This is a genomic window from Clostridium beijerinckii, from assembly GCA_003129525.1.
Classification (GTDB): Bacteria; Bacillota; Clostridia; order Clostridiales; family Clostridiaceae; genus Clostridium; species Clostridium beijerinckii_D.
In genome coordinates this window covers 2,712,501-2,738,383 of record CP029329.1, presented here as the reverse complement: position 1 = coordinate 2,738,383, position 25,883 = coordinate 2,712,501, and the positions used below count along the sequence as shown (strand labels likewise).

The 25,883-nt window shown below is 31.6% G+C and carries 16 protein-coding genes, 1 tRNA gene and 2 rRNA genes (1 of these 19 only partly in view); 1 reads left to right on the top strand and 18 read right to left on the bottom strand.

Annotated elements, in window-relative coordinates:
* Positions 1-399 precede the first annotated feature (399 nt).
* From DIC82_12175 to DIC82_12150, 6 genes are all read right to left on the bottom strand, one after another.
* Positions 400-927, bottom strand: a complete 528-nt coding sequence (locus DIC82_12175; GenBank protein ID AWK51723.1) for a hypothetical protein — start codon at positions 925-927, stop codon at positions 400-402.
* A gap of 172 nt (positions 928-1,099) precedes the next feature.
* A complete protein-coding gene (locus DIC82_12170) occupies positions 1,100-2,731 on the bottom strand; it encodes an aspartate 4-decarboxylase (protein ID AWK51722.1) in 1,632 nt (543 codons plus the stop codon).
* A gap of 213 nt (positions 2,732-2,944) precedes the next feature.
* Complete coding sequence (locus DIC82_12165) at positions 2,945-4,114, bottom strand: beta-aspartyl-peptidase (protein AWK51721.1); 1,170 nt, start codon at positions 4,112-4,114, stop codon at positions 2,945-2,947.
* Positions 4,115-4,700: 586 nt separating this feature from the next.
* Positions 4,701-6,005 carry a nickel-dependent lactate racemase gene (gene larA, locus DIC82_12160; protein ID AWK51720.1) on the bottom strand — a complete coding sequence of 435 codons (1,305 nt, stop codon included), beginning with the start codon at positions 6,003-6,005 and terminating at the stop codon, positions 4,701-4,703.
* Between the two features lie 341 nt (positions 6,006-6,346).
* Positions 6,347-7,804, bottom strand: coding sequence for an aminoacyl-histidine dipeptidase (locus tag DIC82_12155; protein AWK51719.1), 1,458 nt, complete (start codon positions 7,802-7,804; stop codon positions 6,347-6,349).
* 486 nt (positions 7,805-8,290) lie between these two features.
* On the bottom strand, positions 8,291-8,572 hold the full coding sequence (locus tag DIC82_12150) for a GNAT family N-acetyltransferase (protein ID AWK51718.1): 282 nt from the start codon (positions 8,570-8,572) through the stop codon (positions 8,291-8,293).
* Positions 8,573-9,023: 451 nt separating this feature from the next.
* Here DIC82_12150 and DIC82_12145 point away from each other — a divergent pair, with 451 nt between their 5' ends.
* Positions 9,024-12,005, top strand: a complete 2,982-nt coding sequence (locus tag DIC82_12145; protein AWK51717.1) for an NgoFVII family restriction endonuclease — start codon at positions 9,024-9,026, stop codon at positions 12,003-12,005.
* 199 nt (positions 12,006-12,204) lie between these two features.
* On the opposite strand, the gene mutT is transcribed toward DIC82_12145, so the two are convergent.
* The 12 genes from mutT to DIC82_12085 form a co-directional block, all read right to left on the bottom strand.
* On the bottom strand, positions 12,205-12,603 hold the full coding sequence (mutT, locus tag DIC82_12140) for an 8-oxo-dGTP diphosphatase MutT (GenBank protein ID AWK51716.1): 399 nt from the start codon (positions 12,601-12,603) through the stop codon (positions 12,205-12,207).
* 156 nt (positions 12,604-12,759) lie between these two features.
* A complete protein-coding gene (locus tag DIC82_12135; protein ID AWK51715.1) occupies positions 12,760-13,671 on the bottom strand; it encodes a transporter in 912 nt (303 codons plus the stop codon).
* 288 nt (positions 13,672-13,959) lie between these two features.
* Positions 13,960-14,373 (bottom strand): hemerythrin, encoded by a 414-nt coding sequence (locus tag DIC82_12130; protein AWK51714.1) that lies wholly within the window; start codon positions 14,371-14,373, stop codon positions 13,960-13,962.
* Between the two features lie 129 nt (positions 14,374-14,502).
* A complete protein-coding gene (locus DIC82_12125) occupies positions 14,503-15,096 on the bottom strand; it encodes a hypothetical protein (protein ID AWK53084.1) in 594 nt (197 codons plus the stop codon).
* Between the two features lie 609 nt (positions 15,097-15,705).
* Entirely contained in the window at positions 15,706-18,144 is a 2,439-nt protein-coding gene (locus DIC82_12120) for a hypothetical protein (protein ID AWK51713.1), read from the bottom strand.
* 9 nt (positions 18,145-18,153) lie between these two features.
* Positions 18,154-19,293, bottom strand: a complete 1,140-nt coding sequence (locus tag DIC82_12115; GenBank protein AWK51712.1) for a hypothetical protein — start codon at positions 19,291-19,293, stop codon at positions 18,154-18,156.
* 338 nt (positions 19,294-19,631) lie between these two features.
* On the bottom strand, positions 19,632-20,771 hold the full coding sequence (locus DIC82_12110; GenBank protein AWK51711.1) for a hypothetical protein: 1,140 nt from the start codon (positions 20,769-20,771) through the stop codon (positions 19,632-19,634).
* Positions 20,758-21,249 carry an RNA polymerase subunit sigma-24 gene (locus DIC82_12105; protein ID AWK51710.1) on the bottom strand — a complete coding sequence of 164 codons (492 nt, stop codon included), beginning with the start codon at positions 21,247-21,249 and terminating at the stop codon, positions 20,758-20,760. Before DIC82_12105 ends, DIC82_12110 begins: the two co-directional genes overlap by 14 nt.
* Positions 21,250-21,451: 202 nt before the next feature.
* Positions 21,452-22,609 (bottom strand): cell wall-binding protein, encoded by a 1,158-nt coding sequence (locus tag DIC82_12100; GenBank protein ID AWK51709.1) that lies wholly within the window; start codon positions 22,607-22,609, stop codon positions 21,452-21,454.
* 568 nt (positions 22,610-23,177) lie between these two features.
* Positions 23,178-23,253 (bottom strand) — tRNA-Lys (locus DIC82_12095).
* A gap of 7 nt (positions 23,254-23,260) precedes the next feature.
* A 5S ribosomal RNA gene (gene rrf / locus DIC82_12090) occupies positions 23,261-23,377 on the bottom strand.
* 257 nt (positions 23,378-23,634) lie between these two features.
* Positions 23,635-25,883: ribosomal RNA gene (locus tag DIC82_12085) — 23S ribosomal RNA — on the bottom strand; it runs 663 nt beyond the window's last position.

Sequence of the window (25,883 nt, the reverse complement as noted above, 5' to 3'; positions counted from 1 at the left end):
TAGTTTTCCTCTCCATCTTACTTCCTATCTAATTTAAATATTCCACCAAAACTTTTTTAACTTTACTATATCACAATATGGTAGAAACTTATATTATTCTAAAAATTTAGTAACATGAAATACTTTTTAGTCATTTGTTTTTTTTAGAAACATATTGTTTTTTCTATATCGTCCTTATCTGGAAATCTAGTATACTTATATTATGTGAAAGTTGATGGCTAATTATTTATAGATGGTTATCCTTTGCACTGTAAGGTGTTAAATACAGCAAACATTTAATTAATAATTATCTATACAATTAAAGAGACTAGTTACTTACTTATAATTTTGTAACTAGTCTCTTTAACTTTAGATTTTAAGCAACCTGCCAAGCTTGGTATGAGCGAACTGAATTTGCTTCTATTTCCAAATACCTTCAGAATTAACCCAATAGCCATCTGGAGTATACATATCTTTTAATATTTTTCCATCTAATCCAGCGTAGTACCAATTTAAACCGTATTTTTTATAATCGCTGTCTTTTTGAGAATATGCCTGAAACCAACCAGTTTTCATAGCTCCATCTGAACCACAATAATAATCAAAATTACCAAACTCTTGATGCCAAACATTATTACTATCAACATACTCTTTATAATAGGTTGGGGCCCACTTATCTATATAAATACCATAATAATTATCGAAATGTTCTTGATCTCCATAATACCATTTACTATCTACACAAAACCATCCTTCTTTAGGTTTCTCATCATTTCCATAATAATTCCATGTTTCAATTTTAATCCCAGCATGAGTTGCAAAATAAACATCATACTTCCATTCATTTCTTACTGCTGAATATGTCTTTGTTGTAGCTAATGGTGAAATCAATAAAATTGAACTAAATATAAGTGTACTCACAAGTAGTATTTTAATCTTTTTATTCATTATATATTACCACCTTTTTTATTAAAGTAAATCTCTCACTCATATATATATGTTTACACTTATAATATTATGTCTTTATTATAGTTTTATTTTAAAACTTTTACTTAAGAAGTCTTATTTTTATTGTAGATACTTTAGAACTTTGAAACATTGAGGTTACAATCTTTACTATCTATTTAACTGAACCTTTCCAAGAAGCTACATATTCCTCTAATATTTTATGAAGTGCTTCACCAATTTTTGAATAAGCTTCATCATTAAGATTTGCTAGAGATATTCTAATAGACCATTCTGGACCTTGGAAGCCACCACCACTTAATAATACTATAGATGATTCTTCAGCTAATTTATATAAAATATCTACTGGTTTATATTCTTTTTGCAAATATTCTCCAAATTCATGCCCATAATAACAAATAGCCCATTCTAACAAATCAAATTCCGTGTAGTAGGCAGCATCATAAGGATTATTCATTAAATCTAAACCTAGCCCTTTGAAAAGAAGTTTTTGCCTACGTCTGCAAATATCCTTTGTCTGCTTTTTATATTTATTTTCCTTGTCAAGCAACGCAAAAGCACAGAAAAAAGCCATTTGAACTTGCTGAGGTGTTGATAATCCTGCTGTATGGTTAAGAGCAACTTGACGACTATCTGCTACTATTCTATCTATAAATGCTATGTCATCAGGATGAATCGAAAGTGCTCCATAGCGCTGCCTTAGCTCAATCTTTTTTTCCTCTGACAGTTCCTTTAATAATTTATCAAATATGTTGTATTCTTGAAGGACTATAGTTCCGAGTCTCCAGCCCGTTACTCCAAAGTATTTTGAGAATGAATAAACACCTATTGTATTATAAGGTAAGTCAGCCATCAGTGAACGAAAATTATCAACAAATGTACAATATACATCATCAGAAATAATCATTAACTTTGGGTTACAGTTCTCTACTATATGTACTAATTGTTCAACTGTATCAGGTTTAATTGCAACTGACGGAGGATTGCTAGGATTAACAACAAACAAAGCCTTTATGCTAGAATCCTTAAGCTTATTAAGTTCTGATTTAGGATATTGCCAAGTGTGAGTTCCATCATTTGTTAGCTCTATTGCGCTAACATATACAACATCAAAATTATAACGAGGCAAATGTGGTATTTCAAGATAAGGTGTAAAAACTGGGACCATTAATGCTATTTTGTCTCCTGGTACTAACAGTTCGTTAGCTATTAGACTATCAAATATATAGCACATTGCTGCTGTAGCACCCTCTACTGCAAAAATATTAAATCTGCCAACAGGAGGTTTGTTATAGCAGAGCTCTTGAACAAGATATTCATGAACAATGCTTTCAATATGAATCAGCATTCTATCTGGTACTGGATAATTATCACCAATAATTGCATCAGCTAGCTCAAATACCCACCTATCAGCATCAAAACCTTGACGCTTAATTCCATAATCAATTATATTTGTTAAAAGTGTTGTTCCTGGCATATCTTTATGTTTTTGCAAATATTCATAAAGCCTGTTAGCAATTCCTTCTTTTCTTGGCATACCGGCCAAATCACCATCATTCCAAACTCGTCTTGTTTCTTCTACAGCAAAAATACCAAAATTAAAAAAGGCTTCCCTCGGTGTTGCTGCTGTCCAATTTGGATTTCCGCGTCCAGCATCTAATAGTGTATGAGCACTCTTTTCTATTTGTGCTTGTGCTAGGTTAATCAATTTATTTTTAAATTCAAATGGGCTAATCTTACCATAAATTTTTTCTATTTCTTGGCGTTGAATATTATGAAAATCCATAAACAGCACTCCTTATCTAAATTATATATATATATTGTTTATATTATCTGATAAGCCTTATAGGGTTCCTTAATGAGAATTTAAATTACAAATTGTCAATGCTCAATTGTCAATTATTGAACATTGAGTATTGATAATTGATCATTAAAATTCCACACATTAGTTCGATTCTCATTGTAGAATCCTATAATAATCATATAATCTCTATAATAATTACTTATTATTCTCAAAGGCGCCAAATACAATGGGTTTATAATTATAAACCATAAGCTTACCTTTGCATATAACCGAATGAATTTTTAAATTCTCATCTAACAGAATTATGTCTGAACTAGCTCCCTCAGTTAAGTTACCCTTTCCATTTAACTTAAGTAACTTGGCAGGTGAAGAAGTAAATGGAATAAGAGCTAACTCCATAGATATTCCAGCTTTAATGCAATTTTGTAAAATTTCAATATTAGAACTTGGTGATCCAACTCCAAATTTTGTTAGGTTCCCCTCTTTATTAAATATAGGAGAACTACCCCCAGAATCTGAACTCATTGTAATTTGATAAGGTGAAATATTGTGTTTTAAAAGTTCTAAAAACGCATCTACAGGATCTACTTCATCGTTTCCTTCTGGCCTTATGCTTGTAGTTATATCGACAAATCCACCATCCATTGCATACTCAATCGCTTGTTTAAAAACTAAAGAATTTCTATTTATATGGGTAGGTAAAATATTACTAAAAGGTATTTCTGAATTTTTTCTCATGTAAAACAATGGATTTATTCCATTTTTACCATCTCCAACATGCACATGGAGTATTCCACATTTACCAGAAAGCATACCGCCTAGTCGTGCTTCTGTAGCTAAATGGATTAAATCTTGATCTGATGGTTGACTTGATCTATGATCAGAAATTGCAATTTCTCCTACACCTATTATTTTATCAACTAATATAATATCTCCTCTAACACTATCGGTAATTGTTCTAGTTGGCACCTTATAGGAACCAGTCCAAACATAAGTGCTTAATCCCTCTAGTTCTAAACTTCTTGCTTTTGCAATAAGATTTCCCATGCTTCTTGTAATACCATCGGTACCAAGTAGACCAATACAGGTTGTAACACCATTTGTAGTAAGTTGTGTAAGCATAAGTTCTGGAGCTCTACTAGTAAATCCCCCTTCTCCTCCTCCTCCAGTTATATGAACATGTAAATCAATAATTCCTGGAATAGCCTTTAACTTTGATCCATCTATAATCTTAGTTTCTGGAAAGTTACTAGATGGTAATTTAATTTCTTCTGAAATATATGCAATTTTATCAAAAGTCGTTAAGATATCCCTCTTACCTATATGTTCTGGACTATATGTATCAGCATTCTTAATTAAAATCATTAAAATCACCTCTTAAAAGTAGTATTTCTAAAAAATTCGATTCTTATAATAAATTTTCAAAAATAAAGATGCTTTTCGTTATATGTAGAAATCTTTTGCCTTTTCCAAACATGATTATGTATATGGAGATAGATTGGTTAATCATTGTCATATTTGTGGTCAGTTTGAAAATATGAATATATGGTGAAAGGTATTTTAAACATGAATGTAGATATAGAATTTAAGATACATAATATGCCCTATTTTTAAATAAAACTAAATTATTAATGAAGTATATGCAGGGTTTAAGGTATGAGGATGCGAAAAACTTATAGAAATGCAATGACAAAATTGCCAGAACAAGTTTTGAATATTAAGTTCAGTCATTTGGACTTCACAAAGACCTGCAGGATGTACTTATGAAGTCCAAACGGCTGAGGTTGTTATATGATTAAATATTTCGCAGCTTTCAAAGTCACCCTAGTAGGGAGACTTGCCAACAAAAATTGATCTAACTGATTTTTTTATATTTGTTGCTCACAAATCCTTAAAGGTTTATTTTGATTTGTTTCCATTCACATTAAGTGCTATTTGTCTAGGCAGAAGATTATATCCGTCCATATTTAACTAGCTTTGGAAGCGTAGTAGCTCCATGAGGCATAAGGTTCACTGTAAGATTTTTATTTTTACCGTTATACGCAATTTTAAGCGCCTCTTCCAATGTTTTGGTCAAAATAATTTTTGTATTTTTAAGTAGAATCGGGTCAATTTCCGATACTAAAATTAATTTATACTTTTCTCCAGTCTCACAGAAAAAGTATCCCACGAATTTTGAAATAGTATAATTTTTTCTAAGATCTTTTTCCCTATCAATCATATTATCAAAATTAAGTATCATATCCTTAATATCTTTAATTTCACCAATGCCTTCACTACACTCTGCAAGTACAATTATAGTACCTCCATCCACTACTGCCTCTTTTGCATTTATTAGGGTTTTTATGGATTGATAAAGATTTATATCCTTTGGAGCTCCGCCTGCACTTGCAATAACTATATCCGATTTCTTTTCTATATTAACTCCATCAATACTATCTACTAATTTTCTTCCTGCTTCATGAGCTGTTATATAATTTCCAGAAACCGCACCAGCTATATTGCCATCTGGTCCCATTACTACATTAAACATGAAGGTAGGCTTTACCATAGCAGCCGCCTGCATCATATCATCATGTACAGGATTTTCTATAATATTGCCTGAGCATACAACATCTCTTGTACCACTTCCAAGTCCTTCATTCAAAGAAAGTGAGTGATTTGCTGATATTGACTTAAAGGACGAAATACCAGGAAGTATAGACTTTTTCCCTCCTGACCAGCCAACAAGAAAATGATAAATAATAGCTCCTGTAATAACTATATGATCACACATAACAGCTTTTTTGTTTACCATAACAGGTGTTCCATAGCTTGTATCACCTAGATATACCATACCTTCTTCATCAAAACAATCATGGTCATAAACTTCAAACCTTTTTGATAACTTTTCCCCAAGAAGTATTTCATGTTCTTCCCTTGTATGTTTTCTGTGAGTGCCCTGAGCAGATAGGAATATAATATCTTCATCCCTAACTCCACCTGCATTCAGCTCCTCTACAATTTTATATAAAAATTTATATGGCTTTTGCCAGCTTCTTGTAATATCCGAAATTATTATACAAACTGTTTCTCCTGTATGCACTATATCTTTAAGTCTATTGCTATCAATAGGATTATATAATGCTTCCGAAATAATTTCATCTTCTGTCTTTTCTTGTTTAAAATCATTGCTTTCAATTACCTTGATCAGATTTTTTTCTTCAATAAAAGCCCTCATTACACCTTGCCCATATTTCATATTAATTTCTTTCATTTATAGCCCCCCAATAATCGAATTATCAATGTTTTTGAATATGTATTGATAATTCCGTAAATAGTTTCCCATATTTTTAATATAATACAAATTATAATCATAGTCAATAAATCTATCCATCCATAGATTTTTATTTGCCTAAATAAACTTATTGTCTTAAATTTAATTATTTCTTTAACTCCTCTGCTACAACCAACTAAAATGAAAATCAAACTTAAACTTAATATAAAAAAATATGAGCTGCAAGAAAATTAATTCTTGCAACTCATAAATACAGCAAAGCCAACCCTTATTTAGGGAATGACGAGGATATATTGTTTTAGTGAAAATAAATATTAAAATTATTTTATATTCTTCAATACTTCCAATAAGTATTCCCACATTCTCTTAACTGAAGAAATACTCATGTGTTCACTTGTAGTGTGAACATCATATAGGTTTGGACCAAACGAAACTGCATCCATTTCTCCAAATTTTTCTGCAAATAATCCACACTCAAGTCCAGCGTGTATTGCATTTATCTCAGGTTTCTTTCCGTTTATTTTTTCATATACATCTTCAAAAATTTCTCTTATTTTTGAATTAGGATTATATGCCCATTCAGGATAACCAGATTCAGAAACAACATTTCCGCCATTTAGTTTAGCAGTTACAACTATTCTGTTATATAATTCATCTTTTAAGCTTCTAACAGAACTTCTGATTGAGCTTATAAATTCTATAGAATCTTTATTAGTAGTAATTACTCCAAGGTTTAATGAGCTTTCTACTAACCCATTAATATCCATACTCATAGAAGTAACTCCATTTAAAATTAAGTATAAGTAGTTAACTATATTATTAGTTGATTCTTTTGAAAACATTTCTTCAGGTAAAGTTGTTAAAATTTCAAATTCTGCGCGTGCGTCAGAATCTGATGTTCTCAATTCTGTTTTAAATGCTTCTCCACACTCAGATATTTTTTTCTCAACTAAAGCTTTATCCTCTGCTCTTACTAAAATAACAGCATCTGTCTCACGTGGAATAGCATTGTGCTTTGATCCACCGTTTAATGAACTTAGTCTAAAATCTACTTCAGATAAAATAGACATAAGTACACGTCCCATTAATTTATTAGAGTTTCCTCTTTCTTTATTTATTTCTATTCCAGAGTGACCACCTTTTAGTCCTCTTATTTTAACCATATATGGGACAAGGTTTGCATCTACTGCTTCTGATATTGTAGGAATTGTTGTTCTAGATGTAACTCCACCAGCACAACTTACTAGTATAACACCCTCTTCTTCAGAGTCTATGTTAATAAGTGTTCTTCCTTCTATATTTTTAGGATCTAATGCCATTGCACCATCCATTCCTGTTTCTTCTGAAGTTGTAACAAGTAATTCTATAGCTGGATGTTCATATTCATGAGAAGCCAAAATTGCAAGTCCCATTGCAACTGCAATTCCATTATCTGCTCCTAAAGTTGTACCAGTTGCATAAACCATGTCATCAACTATTCTTAACTTAAGTGGATCCTTATTAAAATCATGATCTATATCTACATCCTTTTCACATACCATATCCATATGTCCTTGCAAAACAATAGCTGGACTCTTCTCATATCCTTCTGTTGCCTTCTTTTTTATAACAACATTTAATGCAGTATCCTGAACATATTCTAGATTATGCTCCTTAGCAAAGGATACCAAATAATCACTAATCTCTTTTTCATTTCCAGACCCTCTTGGAATCTGTGATAGTCTTTCAAAGTATTTAAATACTTCAACTGGTTGTAAGTCTTTAAGTATTTCTGTCATTGTCATTACCATCCTTTCTTACTTTGCAATCATTAATAAAGTGAAACTTGATTCAGGTGGGATTTGATCCCTATCTGAATCTTAGTTGAACCTATAACCACAAGGGTCACAATGTCCAGGAGCGTGCAGCCGTCATCTACAACTTGAAGAAGTGGAGTGCTACGGATGCTAGCTATTGGACAAAACGGTTACAAGTCTTCTCATTGTATATTACTATAAATTAAAACGAAAACCCAAATGTATAATTTTGTGTATATATCATATTTCTATACAAAATATTATTCATTTTCCATGTTTTTATATAATTAATTACAAAAGTTTAAGTTTTGAGTCATCATTGTTACTTTATCAATAAATTAGTTTCTTTCTTCTATGAAATTTTTAATCTATGTGTAGATTTATATATAAACCTTCAAATCTTTATTATGATTTGTATATATAAAGGCATTTTTACCATAATAGTTTCTGCAATCTTTATCTAAAAGTTTATTTTTCAGATAACACATCTTTATATTTATCATTTCGTGTCATAACTTTTTCTACGTAAGAACACAAAGGAATAATTTTTATATTTTCTTGACGAGCATACTCTATCACCTTTTCAACTAATTTCAAAGCTATTCCTTGACCTCTTAAAGACTCAGAAACATAAGTGTGATTAACAATAATTTTACTCTCACCCTCTGGAACGAACGTAATTTCTGCTAGTGCATTTTGACTATTTTCCCCAATATAAAATTTATTTTTATCTTTTTTTATCTCATTCATATCAAAATCTCCTTTTGTGTAATTTAATATTATTAAATATATTTTCTTTAATTGTCTTGACCATTCTTATGACTCATTTTGATATCCTCATTATAACATAACTTCAGTTTTCAATACTCATAGGTATATACTATAATTATTTCCAACACTACAAATTTTATACGTACATATGTTCCTTTTCACAAAATATCTAATATTTATTTTCTAGATTTGTTTAATATACAATTTACTCCCATGAGTTTTATCACTATTGTTGAAGTGAGAATTATACATATATGTTATAATATCAAATAAAACTTAGTTCATGTGGTTGTTCCAACTCTAAATTTTAGTTGTGCTTATATGAAAAGAACTTACTCAGGTAAAATGTAGATGAAATACAGCTGTATTAAGAAAAAATATAAATTGATTATTTATTTAAGGATAATCACCTATTTAAGGAAGGGTACGTATGAGTAATTTAACTAACATAGATACTACTGATATATTAAAATCTTCTATAAATTTTAAACCAATAGATATAAATAATAATGATGCCAACTATAATATTGCAAATAATATTTTAAAAGCAAATGAAACAGGCTTAATAAATAACTTAATAGATTCTAATTTAGCACTTAGGCCTAAGCTTCTTATAAATGATTACAGCAAAGGTAACAAAGTTTTAAGTGATATTTGTCAAGAGCTTACAAAATGTAATGAGTTCATGATTTCTGTAGCTTTTATTACAAGCAGTGGCATAACTCCCCTTTTAGAAACTTTAAAGTATTTAGAAAAAAATAAGATTCAAGGTAGAATTCTAACTACAGACTATTTGAATTTTAGTGAACCTAAGTCATTAAAGAAACTTTTAGAGTTTTCTAATATTAATATCAAAATGTATTGCAGCGATAATTTTCACACTAAAGGCTATATTTTCAAACATTCTGATCATTATAATATTATTGTTGGTAGTTCTAATTTAACTCAATCAGCATTAACTAAAAATAAAGAATGGAATATAAAATTATCTTCATTAGAGGAAGGTGCTTTAACAGAAGAAGTATTAAATGAATTTGAATATATGTGGAATGAAGCTGATAATTTAACTTTAGAGTGGCTTGAAGCTTATGAAAAGATATATTTACAAAAAAGAGAATCTTTTAGAAAAAGTAGTGTTCCAAGAATATCTCAATATACACTAAAGCCAAATAAAATGCAGGTATCTGCAATTCAATCATTAGATAATATACGATTAAATGGAGCTAAGAAATCATTATTAATTTCGGCTACTGGTACAGGAAAAACTTATTTATCAGCCTTTGATGTTCGGAATTTTAATCCTAAAAGAGCGTTGTTTATTGTACATAGAGAACAAATTGCAAAACAAGCCTTGAATAGCTATATAAATGTTTTTGGTGATACTAAAAGTATGGGAATTCTTTCAGGTACCTCAAAAAATACAGATAATGAATTCATTTTCTCAACAGTGCAGACTTTATCAAAGGATGATATATTATCTAGCTTTCCTAAGGATGAATTTGACTATATTGTAATTGATGAAGTTCATAAGGCTGGTGCCATGAGCTATCAAAAAATCATGGATTATTTTGAGCCTAAATTTCTACTGGGGATGACAGCTACGCCGGAAAGAACTGATGACTTTGATATTTTCAAACTTTTTGATTATAATGTGGCATATGAAATTCGTCTACAACAGGCTTTAGAAGAAAATTTACTTTGTCCATTTCACTATTTTGGAATTACAGATATATCTATAGATGGTAATGCTTTAGATAATAATACAGAATTCAAATATTTAGTAGATGATGAAAGAGTTAATCATATTTTAAGTAAAATTAATTTCTATGGATATTGCGGAGATAAAGTAAAAGGACTAATATTTTGTAGTGATAAAAAGGAAGCAAAAGAACTATCTATTAAATTTAATGAACGTGGTTTAAGGACTGTAGCATTAACAGGCGAAAATACTCAAGCAGAACGTGAAGAAGCTATTTCACGCTTAGAACAAGATGAAACTCCTAATTGTTTAGATTATATTTTTACAGTCGATATTTTCAATGAAGGAGTAGACATTCCTGCAATTAATCAAGTTGTTATGCTTAGAGCTACTAAATCAGCTATAATTTTTATACAACAATTAGGTCGTGGTCTTAGAAAATATAATAATAAAGAATTTGTAGTTATTATAGACTTTGTTGGAAATTATAATAGTAACTTTTTAATTCCAATCGCACTTTCAGGTGACAGAACCTATAATAAAGACAATATTAGAAAATATGTAATGGAAGGAAATCGAATAATTCCTGGTTGCTCTACTGTGAATTTTGATGAAATCTCTAAAAAACGTATTTTTGAATCTATTGATAAGGCTAACTTTAATGATATAAAACTTATTAAGGAAAGTTATACTAGTTTAAAACAAAAGTTAGGCAAAATTCCTAATTTAAAAGATTTTGATTTACATGATTCCATTGATCCTTTAAGGATTTTTGATAATAAAAGTCTCGGGTCATATCATAAATTTTTAACAAAATATGAAAAAGAATATGATATAGATCTTAACTCTGTTCAAGAATCTTTTATAGAATTTATTTCTATGAAACTTGCTTCTGGAAAGAGAATTCATGAATTAGAAATGATTAAATGTGCAATAAATTATAAGGTTGATTTGATGTCCAAGCTAAAGAATATTCTAAAAGAAGAGTATAATATAAATTTTAAGGATAATACAGAGACCTCTCTAGTTAATGTTCTTACAAATCAATTTGCTAGTGGAAGTGCTAAGAATACGTATAGTGATTGTATTTTCTTAGAAGAATATGACCTAGACTATAAAATCTCAGATGTTTTTATGGAAAACTTAAAATGTCCAGAATTTAAAGAAATTGTTATAGAACTAATTGAGTTTGGCATAGATAGATTTAAGAATTTTTACAATAACCGTTATATGGATACAAGCTTTCAACTATATCAAAAATATACTTATGACGATGTTTGTAGATTATTAGACTGGGACAAAGGTGAAGTGGCACTTAATATTGGTGGATATAAATTTGATAAAAAAACCAAAACCTATCCAGTATTCATTAATTATAATAAATCTGAAGATATTAGTGATACTATAAATTATGAAGATAGATTTGAATCCCCCGCTCAATTAATTGCAATATCTAAATCAGGTAGAACAGAAAATTCTGCTGATGTACTGCAAGCATATAATGCTGAAAAAGATGGAGTTGAAATGAATTTATTTGTAAGGAAAAATAAAGATGATAAAGCTTCAAAAGAATTTTATTATCTAGGAAAAATTAAGGCTGTCGGAAGCCCTAACCCTATTGTAATGGGAAACACTAATAAAACTGCTGTAGAAATTAAATATCAATTATATACACCTGTGAGAGAAGATATTTTTGACTATATTATTTCATAATGGTGCGATGTAACTGCAGGGGCACTTAGTCTAGGAGCGTTCAACGGTTATCTCCCATATGTATGAAACTCCTATTCCTAAAGTCATAGGAGTACTCACAGAGTAAGCGACCATCATCAAAAATTTGATGATGGTCGCTTAACCTATTCACACTAAATCAATTTTTAATGAGATTAACTCATGAATGAGTTAACTAAGTTCAAGAAACCAAATCACTTATCTGCTTAAGTTTTTCAATTACTAATATATCTGCTGGTACCCAATTAAGTTGATCTAACTCTTCTAAGGTTGTCCATTTAGCATCATTATGAGCATTTAATTGTAATTCTCCACCACTTATAGTGCATATAAAACAGTGCATTGTAAGATGGAATGTAGGATAATCATAGTCAACAGTTGTTAAATATTTAGAAATATCAATATCTAACTCTAGCTCTTCTTTGATTTCACGTTTTAGCGCTTCTTCTCTTGTTTCTCCCATTTCCATTTTCCCACCAGGGAATTCCCACATATTCTCAAACTCACCATAACTACGGCGAGTAACAAATATCTTATCATCATGTTTTATAATTGCTGCAACTACTTCTATTATTTTCATTTGTATCCTCCTGAAAAGTAATCTTTTAATATTAATACATTTTGTAGTACATCTGAAGTCAGTTTGCGTCAACACGTTGACTCATTCTCTACATCCATTCTAATTACTAATAGATTTAAATCCCTTTATTTTATCAATGAACAACTTTCAATTACCTTATGTAAAAACAATCAACAAACCAGTCATTATGAAAATTCCTAATATGATACTAATGGAATTAGCTAAAGCTGGAATTGGATTATCTGAGTCTATTAGTTTACTATATACTGCTGATATTGTAGACAATGGAGAAAATAGAACAACCACAATCATTTGTTTTGCTAAAATCGGAACTGGTAAAAAAGCATATACAATGCAACTAAGAATTATATTACCTAAATATCTAATTCCGAGCAATTTAGTAACTCCTTTTGCTTGATTCCTTGTAATATTAATTTCTAATATAATTCCTATCATTAGCATTGCAAGAAACGCATTAGCAGATCCAATCATAGAAGCAATAGTCGTAACTTCTTTTGGAATTGATATTTTTAATGCTGACATAATGAATAAAAATATCAAGACATCAAAGGGAACTGACCTTAATAAGGTCTTTACTAACTTTTTAATATCTAGTCTTCCACTTCCATCTACTTCATTTTTAGCCAATGCATAGGAGCCCCCAAGTACCATACAAGAATTCCCCATATCAAACATACACATATAAAGAAGAGCTGTTGGCTCAAAAAAACTTGCAGCGAATGGAATAGCAAAGTTACCTACATTATAACCCGAACAATTAATCATCCCTATGGCCTTTTCAACTGGAGACTTTCTACGTTCTATAGATTTTACAAAAACAATATCAAATAAATTACTAATTAGACCTACTAAAATAATAATAATTGCTACATAATTTATATTCATACTGCTTGCCCCAGCAATTAATGCCGCTGGTAATGTTATATTCATCACTATCTTAGATAAAAAAAGTCCATCTTCTTTTTTAAAAAAGCCCTTTTTCTTAAGTATGTATCCCAGCATCATAATACAAATAAATCCTAATGATTTGACCAATACTTCTTTCATTTAATTATTACCTTTCCAATAAACAATTTTCGTTTAATTTATTCATATTTAGATGTAATCCTCGTTACATTATATCTTCTTTTGATGCAATAAATCAATCATAATCAAGTGAAACTTGATTCAGGCGGGGTTTGATCCCCATTTGAATCTTAGTTGAACTTATAACCTCAAGGGTCATAATGTCCAGGAACTAGCATCCGTAACACTCCCACTTCTTCAAGTGGGAGTGTTACGGATGCTAGCTATCAGATAAAAATTAGATTGCTTTAGTCCAACTTTTTTCCCAAGTTATTTATTATGGCCAATTTCAATCAAAAAGTCTCCTAAATCTTTATCTAAATTCATTATATGATTTGTTAACCAATTAACTAGGTTTTTCTGAATATTTAAAGCCAATACTGTTGATGCTCCATGAGTTTCAAAAATTCTTCTGAATTCTTTAAGATCACGTTTAAAATCTTCATGTTGTGCACGTTGTATATCCAATAAAGGATAATTTGTTTTATTTTGAATTTCTTCTTCTTCATTAAAATGCTTAACTACATATTCCTCAAGAAAATCTAGAGTTTTACTAACCTCATCATTACTTTTTCCGTCTTGAATAGATGTCAATAATTGATCCAAATAATTAAATAATTCTTTATGCTGATTATCAATGCTATCAATTCCTATATCCAAACTACAATCCCAAGTTAAATACATAAAAATCACCTTCCAAAAAATATATTTTATAACCTTATAAATAAATCTATATAACACATTTCGACACATAATACAGAATACCTTTAAATAATGTACTAATATTTAATAGTTAACTGCATATTTCAAAATTTAATAGTTTTCTATCAAATAAATTGTAGTTTTTTTTCTTCCAAATTCTTCTGCTTCTTTATAAGTTGGTACCCAGACATCGATTACGTAAGTACCATCTTTTTTTACTTTAATTGCTCCACCTCTATCTTCTACATCAAACATACCATCTGCTTTATAATTTTTTAACTCTGGAATATAAATTTTACTTCCAAGAGGTATATTTGACGGAGCTGCAATAACACCCAATCTTGTTCTTGTTTGCATTGCTGTTTGTGATCCCCATTCTTCTGAACATCTTGGATCATTGCAGTATGCAGTTAATTCAGCTTGAATCGGTATCCCTAAAGAATTTTGATTTTCCTGAGATTGCGTTGCTGTATTTTTACGCTCTTCCGGTTCTACTTGTGTCTCATGTGGTGTATCATGTGAAATTTCACTATATTCTTCCTTATTATCTTCTTCAACAGTACTTTCAAGTTCTTCAATATAATAATTCTCTATTTTAGAACTTTCTTGGTATTTTCCTGCAACATATTTATTTATTTGAATACTTTCTGCTTCAATATTTAAACAGTTCAATCCAATGCCAATAAAACATATTTCTAAGAACATATATCGTCTTATAATATGTCTTTTTAATTTAAACAATTAACCACTCCTTGTGTGTTTTTTGCAACTTATTTATTTTAGCATTATAGTTGCTTATGTCACCCATAGGGTATTGTAATTATAAGCTAGGTATCTTTTGAGGTCAAAACCACCTTTTGCTACAATTAGACATTTTTTTCATATAGAGTTCAAATGTTAACGGTTTATATCTAATTTAATACTTGATTCTATGTAAAACCAGCAAATTCCATTGTTGACATCAAATATATCTCTATCAAATTTCAATTGTCATTCATTATTATCACCTGATTTAATTGGTTATAATCAAAAAACTACGTAAAAATGTAATTTTCTAAATGCCCATTTAATTTCTTTTTTTCTCAATTTATATTAAACTAAATGTATTCTTTAAATTTTACTTAACAAAAAAGCACTGTACTAAATATATGAATTTAGTTCAATGCTTGTCTATAGAAAATCTTGTTTCTCTCAACGCATTTCTAAATGATAATTTAACCACGATAAAAATGTAGTGGTTAAATTATCATTTAGAGAATATTACTGGATTGAGCAAAATACCAATTTAATATAAATTGGCTACCTAAAAGTTTGTTACTTTTGATCAAAAATGTCCTCAAATTGGGATTCTATTGCTAAAAAGGCGTTCAAAACGTCTGGATCAAAATGTTTACCTGCTCCCTCTTTTATAATCTCTATACTTTTACTATGAGAAAATCCTTCTTTGTATGACCTTCTGGAACGCAATGCATCATATACATCTACAAGAGCCATAATTCTAGCTGAAATTGGAATGTTATTTCCCGATAAACCATCTGGATAGCCATTTCCATTCCATTTTTCATGATGGAATGCGGTAAGTTCAATACCAAGTTTAATAAATTCATTTTTCGGATATTTATCTAATACTTCTTGAAGAGCTTCCTTTCCAATAATGACATGTTTTTTCATGATTTCAAATTCATCAATTGTCAGTTTCCCTTTTTTCAGCAGAATTTGATCTGGAATTCCAATCTTACCAACGTCATGAAGAGAAGCTGCATAAAAAATATTTTTAACAAACTCATCTGTAATAACCTTGTTATACGATGGATTCTTACGTAGCTCTTTAGCTAATATACTGCAAAAAAGCTGTGTTCTCTCAATATGTTTCCCTGTATCCTCATCTCTATATTCTGCTAGTTTTGAAATTGCTGTCAAGGTGGCCATTTGGGAATTTGAAATTTCCTTTAACTTTTCTTGGACTAATTCTTCTATTGACTTTATCATTTTGTAAAGTTCTTCTAATTTAAAAGGCTTTCTTAAGAAGAAATCTGCACCTGTTTCCATTACTTTTTCAGCTTCTTCTTCAAAAACACTAGCTGTAACTGCAATTACTAAAGTCTCTTGACCTAACTTAGTTCCTTTAATCTGTTTAATTGCTTCATAACCATCCATTATAGGCATTTGAATATCCATCAGTATACAATGGGGCTGCCACTTTTTAGAAACATCAATTGCCTCTTGTCCATTACTTGCTTCCCTTGTCTGAAAACCAATAGGTTCTAATACTTCTACTAACATATTTCTATTATTTACTTGATCATCCGCAATAAGCACACGATAAGGTTCTATTCCTGGCTTTATACCTATAACATTTTCATAAGATTCTGTAGGCTCATTTATATGCTTTTCTACTCTAATAATAGGTAAACTAACTCTGAAAATCGAGCCTTTATTTAAATGACTTTCTACACTTATTTTCCCTCCCATAAGTTCAACAAAATGTTTTGATATACTTAAACCGAGTCCAGTTCCGCCTGCTTTAACTCCAGCCTGAGCTTGATGAAAGCTCTCAAAAACATATTTAATCTCTCCTGGTGCAATCCCAATTCCTGTATCCCTCACTTCAAATTCTAGAAAGAATTTATTTGTGTCTTTTGTCCCCTTTGCTGAAACTTTAAGAGTAATTCCACCTTTTTGTGTGAATTTCATAGAATTCCCCAGAATGTTTATTAGCAGTTGACGAATTCTTCCCTCATCGGATAATATATACTTTGGCACATCCTCTCCAATAACAATATCAAATTTTATATTTTTAACTTGTGATTGAACATTAAACATCATCTTTAAATCTTGTAACAAATCATGGAGACAAAACTTATTATTATTAATACTGATTTTTCCAGATTCAATTTTTGATAGATCCAAAATACTATTAATAAGTTTAAGTAAATGTTCACTACTTCTTAAAATCATATAAATCTGCTGAGTCTGTTTAGGCGAAAAGGACCCATCACGCCGTAAAATTTGTGCAAATCCAATAATGGCATTCAGCGGTGTCCGAATCTCATGGCTCATGTTTGATAAAAATGCTGTTTTAGACTCATTTGCTTTCTCAGCAACTTCCCTCGCAATACGATTTTGTTCTGACTGCATAAGTTCTGTAACGTCCTCTTTTACAACTAAGTAACTCGTAACATTCCCATATTCATCAAAAATAGGTGTAATGGAAATTTTTTCATTATAATTTTCACCATTTTTCTTTTTATTAACCCATTTTCCATTCCATGTTTTACCTGATTCAATTGTTCTCCAAAGTTCTTTATACAATTCCTTACTAGTTTCCCCAGACTTTAATATATTGGTATTTTTCCCTATTACTTCTTCCAGAGTATAACCTGTTATATTTTCAAAAACTGGATTTGCATAAAGAATATTTGCATTTACATCAGTAATTACAAACGCTACTGGACTTTGCTTCATTGCAATATTAAATTTATTAATTTCTGCATCTTTTTTCTTGAGCTCTGATATGTCAATAATAGTAGCCGACATAAATTGAGGTGTTCCATTACTATCTAAGACTAATTTTGCACTCATTAGAGCAGGAAATTCCACGCCTTCTTTTGTAACATGGTCTATTTTCTCTGCTAATAAACCACCTTTATTTTGAATTGTATCAATAATATCATAAATATGTTTTGATTCTTTACTACTATGTACTATTCTTAAATTTTGCCCAAGGAGTTCCTCTTTATTCCACTTATGCATCTGTGCAAATCAATCATTCACATAAATCAGCATACCTTTTAAATCTGTAATGCATATGCCATAATTAGCCTGTTCTGAAACTGTTTTAAATTTAAGCAGCTCATCTTCTATCATTTTTCTTGCTGTTATATCCTCTTTTATTGCTAAATAGTTTATAATTTGATTTTCCGAATTAATAATAGGGGCAATAATTGCCGATTCCCAGTAAAATTGTCCATTTTTACGTTTATTATGAAATGTGCCTCGCCATTCACTACCATGACTTATTATATCCCATAGTTCCTTATATTCGTCTGAAGATGTCTCCCCGGATTTAAGCACATTGGGATTTTTCCCAATTAATTCATCCATATTATATCCAGTAATACGACAGGCCGCTTGATTTGCATATTCAATATTACCTTCAAGATTTGCCATAACAATGCTAACCGGACTTTGTTCAACAGCAATGGATAATTTTATCAATTTATTTTGATTACTTTGATTTTCCTTCATATGTTTTTTCTCTTCTATGCTTATATAAAGAATTAATCCAAGTAACACAGAGGTGAACGCTACCGCAAGTAATATAGCTTCATTTTGAACTGACTGTGACCTCATATCAATAATATCATTTGGTATTAGTGTAACAATATACCAATCTTTAATTCCTACAGGTGTATAAATAAGATGTCTTTCTTCAATTCCCTCATTAAAAATAATTTTATTGGCTTTTCCTAATTGCATATTCTCTTTCATTTTTTCAATGTCCGATTTATCTGCATTCAACCCATCAAATATATTACTATGAGCATTAAAAGCGTCATCTAATTTACCATGAATAACAACTTGGCCAGTATGATCCACCACTAAGGAAACTGCTTCATTATCAAAAAAAGATAAATCTAACATACCATTATATTGATCTGTATATATCCCCAAAGCAACAGATGCAATAACTTTATTCTCTTTAAAGATAGGTACTGCATAATATACACATGGTTTGCCTGTTGTTCTATCCATAATAATATCTGAAATATACGATTCACCATTTATTGATTTTTTAAAATACTCACGATCTGAAAAATCAACATCATAAACATCAACTGAATAACCTTTTCCGTCTGGCAAAAGATAATGAAATTGAAAGATAATTATATATTCACCCAAGGCAATGCATATCTTAAACTCCTGAACCTATTTAATATATGTTTCTACAAGCTATAGAAAATACCTTTATTTCTTTTGATAAATTGCTAATTATTTGATTATAATTAGCTTTTGAAATATCTATACCATTTTTACAACTAATGCTGGTGCTTTTGCTAAAAAGGCTGAGCTGAGCTTACTTCCAAAAATATTACTAATTATACTATTGCTTAAAATTTAAAATTAAAAGGCTGAAAACTAGGTTCTTTCTAGTTTTCAACCTCTTATATGGTTATACTCTTTACGACCAGCCTTAATCTATGTTATCTTGTCTTTTTATACTTTTAAATTTAATATGCCTACAATATCATATTCAATATAGTTTTTTCATCAATACCATTTTCTGCTGAAATTGAATATGATATACCATCCTTTTCCCATGTAGCTAAATTATATTCTTTACTTTTGTTTCCTTCCAAAGTTATGTTTATTCCATTAACTTTGGCTGTATCCTTAACTTGATAAACACTATAATCTCCACTTATATTATCAATGCCTTTACCTGCTCTAAAAATTATATTGTTATTATACTTTACTTGTATTATTTCATTTGATATAACACTTATGCTTTCCATTTTAAGGTCTTTAGGTAATGTTTTTAATGGATTTACTTTTAAATTTAATGCTTTTTCTGCTTCCTCTAAGGTCTTATATTCTTGATCATAAATCACAGCTTGTTCTACAACAGATTCTGTTCCTAAAACACTATTGTCCGAATCATTTTCAGGTATCTTATTTTCTTTTACCTCTTCATCTACTGTTTTTGACTCTGTGCTTGTTGGATTTTCATTTTTCTTATTATAATTATTTTCTTCTGGATTTGTTTTTAATGAAATATTTGAATTTTCTATGACTTTGTCATTATTATTTAATAATTCTTGGCTTTTATCTACCTCATTTTGCGATGTTTGACTTTTCTGTGTCTCTGAGGCTGAGCTTAATTTTAAATTATCTTTGCTCTTTTCTTCTTGCCCAATTTTTGAGTTAGTATTACTCTGTTCTTTCACATAACTATCACCATTATCATTTTGTACTAAGGCTTGCTCTTCCTTATGATTATTATTAGAGATTTCTTTGCTATCTTTACTAGAAACAAATTCATTATTCTCACTAGTTTTCAAGTCATTATTTTCGTCATCTTGACTTTTTGTTGTTTCTTTTTGAGCTAAATCATTAGGTGTATCTTTTAAAAGCATAGGATAATTTTTAGCTACACTTAAACATATGAACACTGCGCTACATGCTGCTACCATCTGCATATTTCTTTTAATGTTATTATATTTCTTTACTTTTGGTATAATATTTTTAACTTTTATATTTTGTTCTGCACTATTGTCATTTTCATTTGCAGCTAAAACATTTTGGAGTATTCTTTTTTTCATATCATCATTCATTCGTATTTTATTTATTTCATCTTTATATTTCTTATTCAAAATCATACTCCTCCTTTAGCTCTTTTTTCAACATGTTTCTTCCTCTGCTAAGTAATGATCTCACTGTTGCTTCTTTCCTATCTACTATATTTGATATTTCAACCGTATTATATCCTTCGTAATAATATAAGTGAATAATCTCCCTATATTTTAGTGGGAGCTTCATAACCTGTTTTAAAACATTACTGTCCTTATATTCATCATAATAAGGCATGTCCGTTAATTCTACATGCTTTTTAAACCAGGCAGATTTCAATTTATTTTTGCAGATATTTCTGGTAACACAAATAAGCCAATGCTTTTTATGGTCTTCGCTTTCAAATATCTCTATATTTTTAAGCAATTGCACAAAGACATCTTGAACTGCATCTTCTGCGTCATATATATTTTTCATGTATGAAAATGCAAGTCTCAGTAGCATGTCTCCATAATGCTCTAAATCTTGTGAAATAATTTCATCCGTACGCAATGAAACCTCTTTCATTAAAAACATCCTTCCATCCAGTAGCACAATATATTAATAGTAATTTTGTAATAACCCAAAATAAACTCTTCCTTATTATTCTTGTCTCTACTTATGTTACTTTTATTTAAACTTTTTGCAATATATAAGTTCTAATTAACTTCATTTATTTAATTGATATTTATTATAATATCTAACGAAGATTATTTATTAGAATATATAATTAAAAAGCACTTTTAATTATTTTAATAATGTCATCTTGTTTCATACCATCATTAACTGATATAGAATATGACATGTTATTTATATTCCAAGTTGCAACTTTTATAAGCTTGTCATCACCTTTTAATTTAATCTTGTTACCATTTATATTTACAATAGTATTAGTCTTATAGTTATTATAGTCACCACTTATATCCTGAGTATCTTGTCCCATTCTAAATATAATATCACTTTGTTTACTTATATAACATATTTGAAATAAATTTCTTGATATAGTATTTATATATTTTATATTGTATTTACCTAATAATTCTTTTGGTACTGTAACTTTAAATTTTAGTGCTTTTTGAGCTTCAGCTATAGTGTCAAAACCTTCAATAGGATTTATTATATCTAATGAATCTGGGTTTTGAGTTACTTTAGTTGCAGGCTTACCATCCCACGCGCCATTTTTATCTACTTTATACCCATCTGGAGTTAATGTATTTACAGCCATTTCTCCATTATTTAATAAATAATACCAAATACCATTGGTTTTAATCCAGCCTCTTTGCATTATGCCATTATTATTCATAAAATACCACTTATTATTTATTAACTTCCATCCAGTTTTAAGCTCTCCATTAAGTGAATATACCCATTGTCCATCTTTATCCCTTACAAAAAAACTTCCTACTGTTTTATTATCATTAAATAGAAAATTATAAAAATTAATTGGAACATATACAGTCTTATCAACTATTATAGGATCTGCACCTAATTTATGCATCATAGTTAATCCTATATCATTACCGCTTGAATAATAATAACTATCCTCTCCCACATAAACATTTGTTTTAATTTTACCATTATCTAAACTTATAATTTTATTATCCTTATCTGCCCCAACCTTAAAACCAATACTTTCTGCTGTATATTTAAGTGGAACCATAATTTTGCCTTTATATATTAAAACACCATTTCTTCCAAGCTCAATATTTTCCCCGCAAATTGTTACCTTGTTAATATCTACATCCTTAGGTGCATAGGTTGATATTGGAAAAGCATTTTCAATAACCTCTGACTTTGATTTTTGAATGTCTATATCTGCTGCAAATGCTTGAGCTGACATCCCCATAATTGTCACTGCTGTTAATACGCCTATCATTATTTTTTTCATAATATCATCTTCTCCTTCTAAGTTAGCCACAATCAAAAATAAAATTACATTTATTTTTATGTGCTTACGTCTTAATTTTTCCTTTTAGGCACATGAAAGAAAATAATAAATCCAAAGCTGCCATGAATATATTTCTTCAGGCAAGAAGACAGATAGCTCTCATAGTTGACCGGACTTATTAAGGTTATCTGCCTAAGCAGCATGATGGAATATAGACTGGCCCATGGACTAATTATTCTTTTTTATTGTGCCTTATATTATTAATACAATCCAACTTAGAAAAGTGTTGCAAAAGTTTATAGAAAAAAATTATAAACATTGCATAAGCTTTAACTCTTTATGTTTAAATATGTAGTAGAAATGTTTATTTCAGTATTACTCAATTCAATCTATTGTTTAAAGAGCACTTCGTGCCTTTTTTGTGGCGTCAGCCACCAGTTTTCTTCATATAGTTTTCTTCATACCTTAGATTTTCTACGCACGTAAATATTTAATTTCTTACGTAAAAAGAGCCTTTACATTAAGTAAAAGCTCTTTATATAAATACTAAGCAAGTTTTTAAAAGTATTGGTGGCTTACCCGGGAATCGAACCCGGGACACCATGATTAAAAGTCATGTGCTCTACCAACTGAGCTAGTAAACCTTGTTTTACCTCGCAACGTCCTACTCTGCCACACAGTCACCCGTGCAGTACCATCGGCGCTATAGACCTTAACTGTCCTGTTCGGAATGGGAAGGAGTGTTACCTCTATGCCATCGTCACGAGATTAAGTGAGTCTCTAAATCTTTGATTTAGTTAGACGAACTTATGCAAATCACTTTAGTGATTTGTTTTCCTTTTGATTTCGTGTAAATTAGCACACCAACGAACGCATGTGAGTTAGTGTTTCCTTAGAAAAAACAACCCAAATCTATCGCTTATACTATTTTACATGAATCAAATTACTGTAATTACTTAATTGAAAAAACTATGTTCTTTCAAAATTGCATACAAAATTAATGTATATTTACAACTTGATTATATATTGGTCAAGCCCTCGACCTATTAGTATCAGTCAGCTAAATATGTTACCATACTTACACCTCTGACCTATCAACCTTGTAGTCTTCAAGGGTCTTACTAGCTTACGCTATGGGAAATCTAATCTTGAGGTTGGCTTCACACTTAGATGCTTTCAGCGTTTATCCATTCCCGACTTAGCTACCCAGCTATGCTTCTGGCGAAACAACTGGTACACCATAGGTCAGTCCATCCCGGTCCTCTCGTACTAAGGACAGCTCCTCTCAAATTTCCTACGCCCGCGACGGATAGGGACCGAACTGTCTCACGACGTTCTGAACCCAGCTCGCGTGCCGCTTTAATGGGCGAACAGCCCAACCCTTGGGACCTACTTCAGCCCCAGGATGCGACGAGCCGACATCGAGGTGCCAAACCTCCCCGTCGATGTGAACTCTTGGGGGAGATCAGCCTGTTATCCCCGAGGTAGCTTTTATCCGTTGAGCGATGGCCCTCCCACGAGGTACCACCGGATCACTAAGCCCGACTTTCGTCCCTGCTCCACTTGTAGGTGTCGCAGTCAGGCTCCCTTCTGCCTTTGCACTCTTCGAACGATTTCCGACCGTTCTGAGGGAACCTTTGGGCGCCTCCGTTACATTTTAGGAGGCGACCGCCCCAGTCAAACTGCCCACCTAACAATGTCCTGTCACCAGTTTCATGGCATCCAGTTAGAACTTCAATACTATCAGGGTGGTATCCCAACAACGACTCCACCAAAGCTGACGCTCTGGTTTCCCAGTCTCCCACCTATCCTGTACAGACAATACCGAAATTCAATGCTAAGCTACAGTAAAGCTCTACGGGGTCTTTCCGTCCAATCGCGGGTAGCGAGCATCTTCACTCGCACTACAACTTCGCCGGATTTGCAGTTGAGACAGTGCACAAGTCATTACGCCATTCGTGCGGGTCAGAACTTACCTGACAAGGAATTTCGCTACCTTAGGACCGTTATAGTTACGGCCGCCGTTTACTGGGGCTTAAGTTCACACCTTCGCGTTACCGCTAAGCATTCCCCTTAACCTTCCAGCACCGGGCAGGCGTCAGCCCCTATACATCAGCTTACGCTTTAGCAGAGACCTGTGTTTTTGTTAAACAGTTGCTTGTGCCTATTCTCTGCGGCCTGCATTGCTGCAGGCACCCCTTCTCCCGAAGTTACGGGGTCAATTTGCCTAGTTCCTTAACTGCAATTCTTCCGTCGGCCTTAGGATTCTCTCCTCATCTACCTGTGTCGGTTTGCGGTACGGGCACTACTTCTCTTTCTAGATGCTTTTCTTGGAAGCATGGAATCAGATACTTCGGTTCCGTAGAACCTTCCCCATCACGCCTCAGAATTGTTAGAACGGATTTGCCTATCCTAACTCCCTAAACGCTTAGACTAGCATCCAATAGCTAGCACATCCTATCCTTCTCCGTCACACCATCGATAATAACGATTGTAGTGGTATTGGAATATCAACCAATTGTCCATCGACTACGCCTTTCGGCCTCGCCTTAGGTCCCGACTAACCCTGAGAAGACAAACTTTACTCAGGAAACCTTAGATATTCGGCCTGTAAGATTCTCACTTACATCTCGCTACTAATGCCAACATTCTCACTCGTAATCAGTCCACCGCTCCTTACGGTACGACTTCAGCCCGATTACGACGCTCCTCTACCGCTCACAATAAATTGTGAACCCGTAGCTTCGGTGGTAAGTTTGAGCCCCGGACATTTTCGGCGCAGGATCTCTTGACTAGTGAGCTATTACGCACTCTTTTAATGAGTGGCTGCTTCTAAGCCAACATCCTAGTTGTCTTAGAAATCCCACATCCTTTTCCACTTAACTTACACTTTGGGACCTTAGCTGACGATCTGGGCTGTTTCCCTTTTGACCATGGAACTTATCTTTCACAGTCTGACTGCCGGACTGATAGTATATGGCATTCGGAGTTTGATAAGGTTCGGTAAGCGCTATGCCCCCTAGCCTATTCAGTGCTCTACCTCCACTACTCACATTTTCCGACGCTAGCCCTAAAGCTATTTCGAGAAGAACCAGCTATATCCGAGTTCGATTGGAATTTCTCCGCTATCCACAGCTCATCCCATGCTTTTTCAACAGCAACGTGGTTCGGTCCTCCACGAGGTTTTACCCTCGCTTCAACCTGGCCATGGATAGGTCACCCGGTTTCGGGTCTACAGCATGCAACTAGTCGCCCTATTAAGACTTGGTTTCCC

Coding starts and splice junctions, on each gene's coding strand:
- DIC82_12175 (AWK51723.1), bottom strand. CDS start 927: ATGAATAAAAAGATTAAAATACTACTTGTGAGTACACTTATATTTAGT.
- DIC82_12170 (AWK51722.1), bottom strand. CDS start 2,731: ATGGATTTTCATAATATTCAACGCCAAGAAATAGAAAAAATTTATGGT.
- DIC82_12165 (AWK51721.1), bottom strand. CDS start 4,114: ATGATTTTAATTAAGAATGCTGATACATATAGTCCAGAACATATAGGT.
- larA (AWK51720.1), bottom strand. CDS start 6,005: ATGAAAGAAATTAATATGAAATATGGGCAAGGTGTAATGAGGGCTTTT.
- DIC82_12155 (AWK51719.1), bottom strand. CDS start 7,804: ATGACAGAAATACTTAAAGACTTACAACCAGTTGAAGTATTTAAATAC.
- DIC82_12150 (AWK51718.1), bottom strand. CDS start 8,572: ATGAATGAGATAAAAAAAGATAAAAATAAATTTTATATTGGGGAAAAT.
- DIC82_12145 (AWK51717.1), top strand. CDS start 9,024: ATGAGTAATTTAACTAACATAGATACTACTGATATATTAAAATCTTCT.
- mutT (AWK51716.1), bottom strand. CDS start 12,603: ATGAAAATAATAGAAGTAGTTGCAGCAATTATAAAACATGATGATAAG.
- DIC82_12135 (AWK51715.1), bottom strand. CDS start 13,671: ATGAAAGAAGTATTGGTCAAATCATTAGGATTTATTTGTATTATGATG.
- DIC82_12130 (AWK51714.1), bottom strand. CDS start 14,373: ATGTATTTAACTTGGGATTGTAGTTTGGATATAGGAATTGATAGCATT.
- DIC82_12125 (AWK53084.1), bottom strand. CDS start 15,096: ATGTTCTTAGAAATATGTTTTATTGGCATTGGATTGAACTGTTTAAAT.
- DIC82_12120 (AWK51713.1), bottom strand. CDS start 18,144: ATGCATAAGTGGAATAAAGAGGAACTCCTTGGGCAAAATTTAAGAATA.
- DIC82_12110 (AWK51711.1), bottom strand. CDS start 20,771: ATGATTTTGAATAAGAAATATAAAGATGAAATAAATAAAATACGAATG.
- DIC82_12105 (AWK51710.1), bottom strand. CDS start 21,249: ATGAAAGAGGTTTCATTGCGTACGGATGAAATTATTTCACAAGATTTA.
- DIC82_12100 (AWK51709.1), bottom strand. CDS start 22,609: ATGAAAAAAATAATGATAGGCGTATTAACAGCAGTGACAATTATGGGG.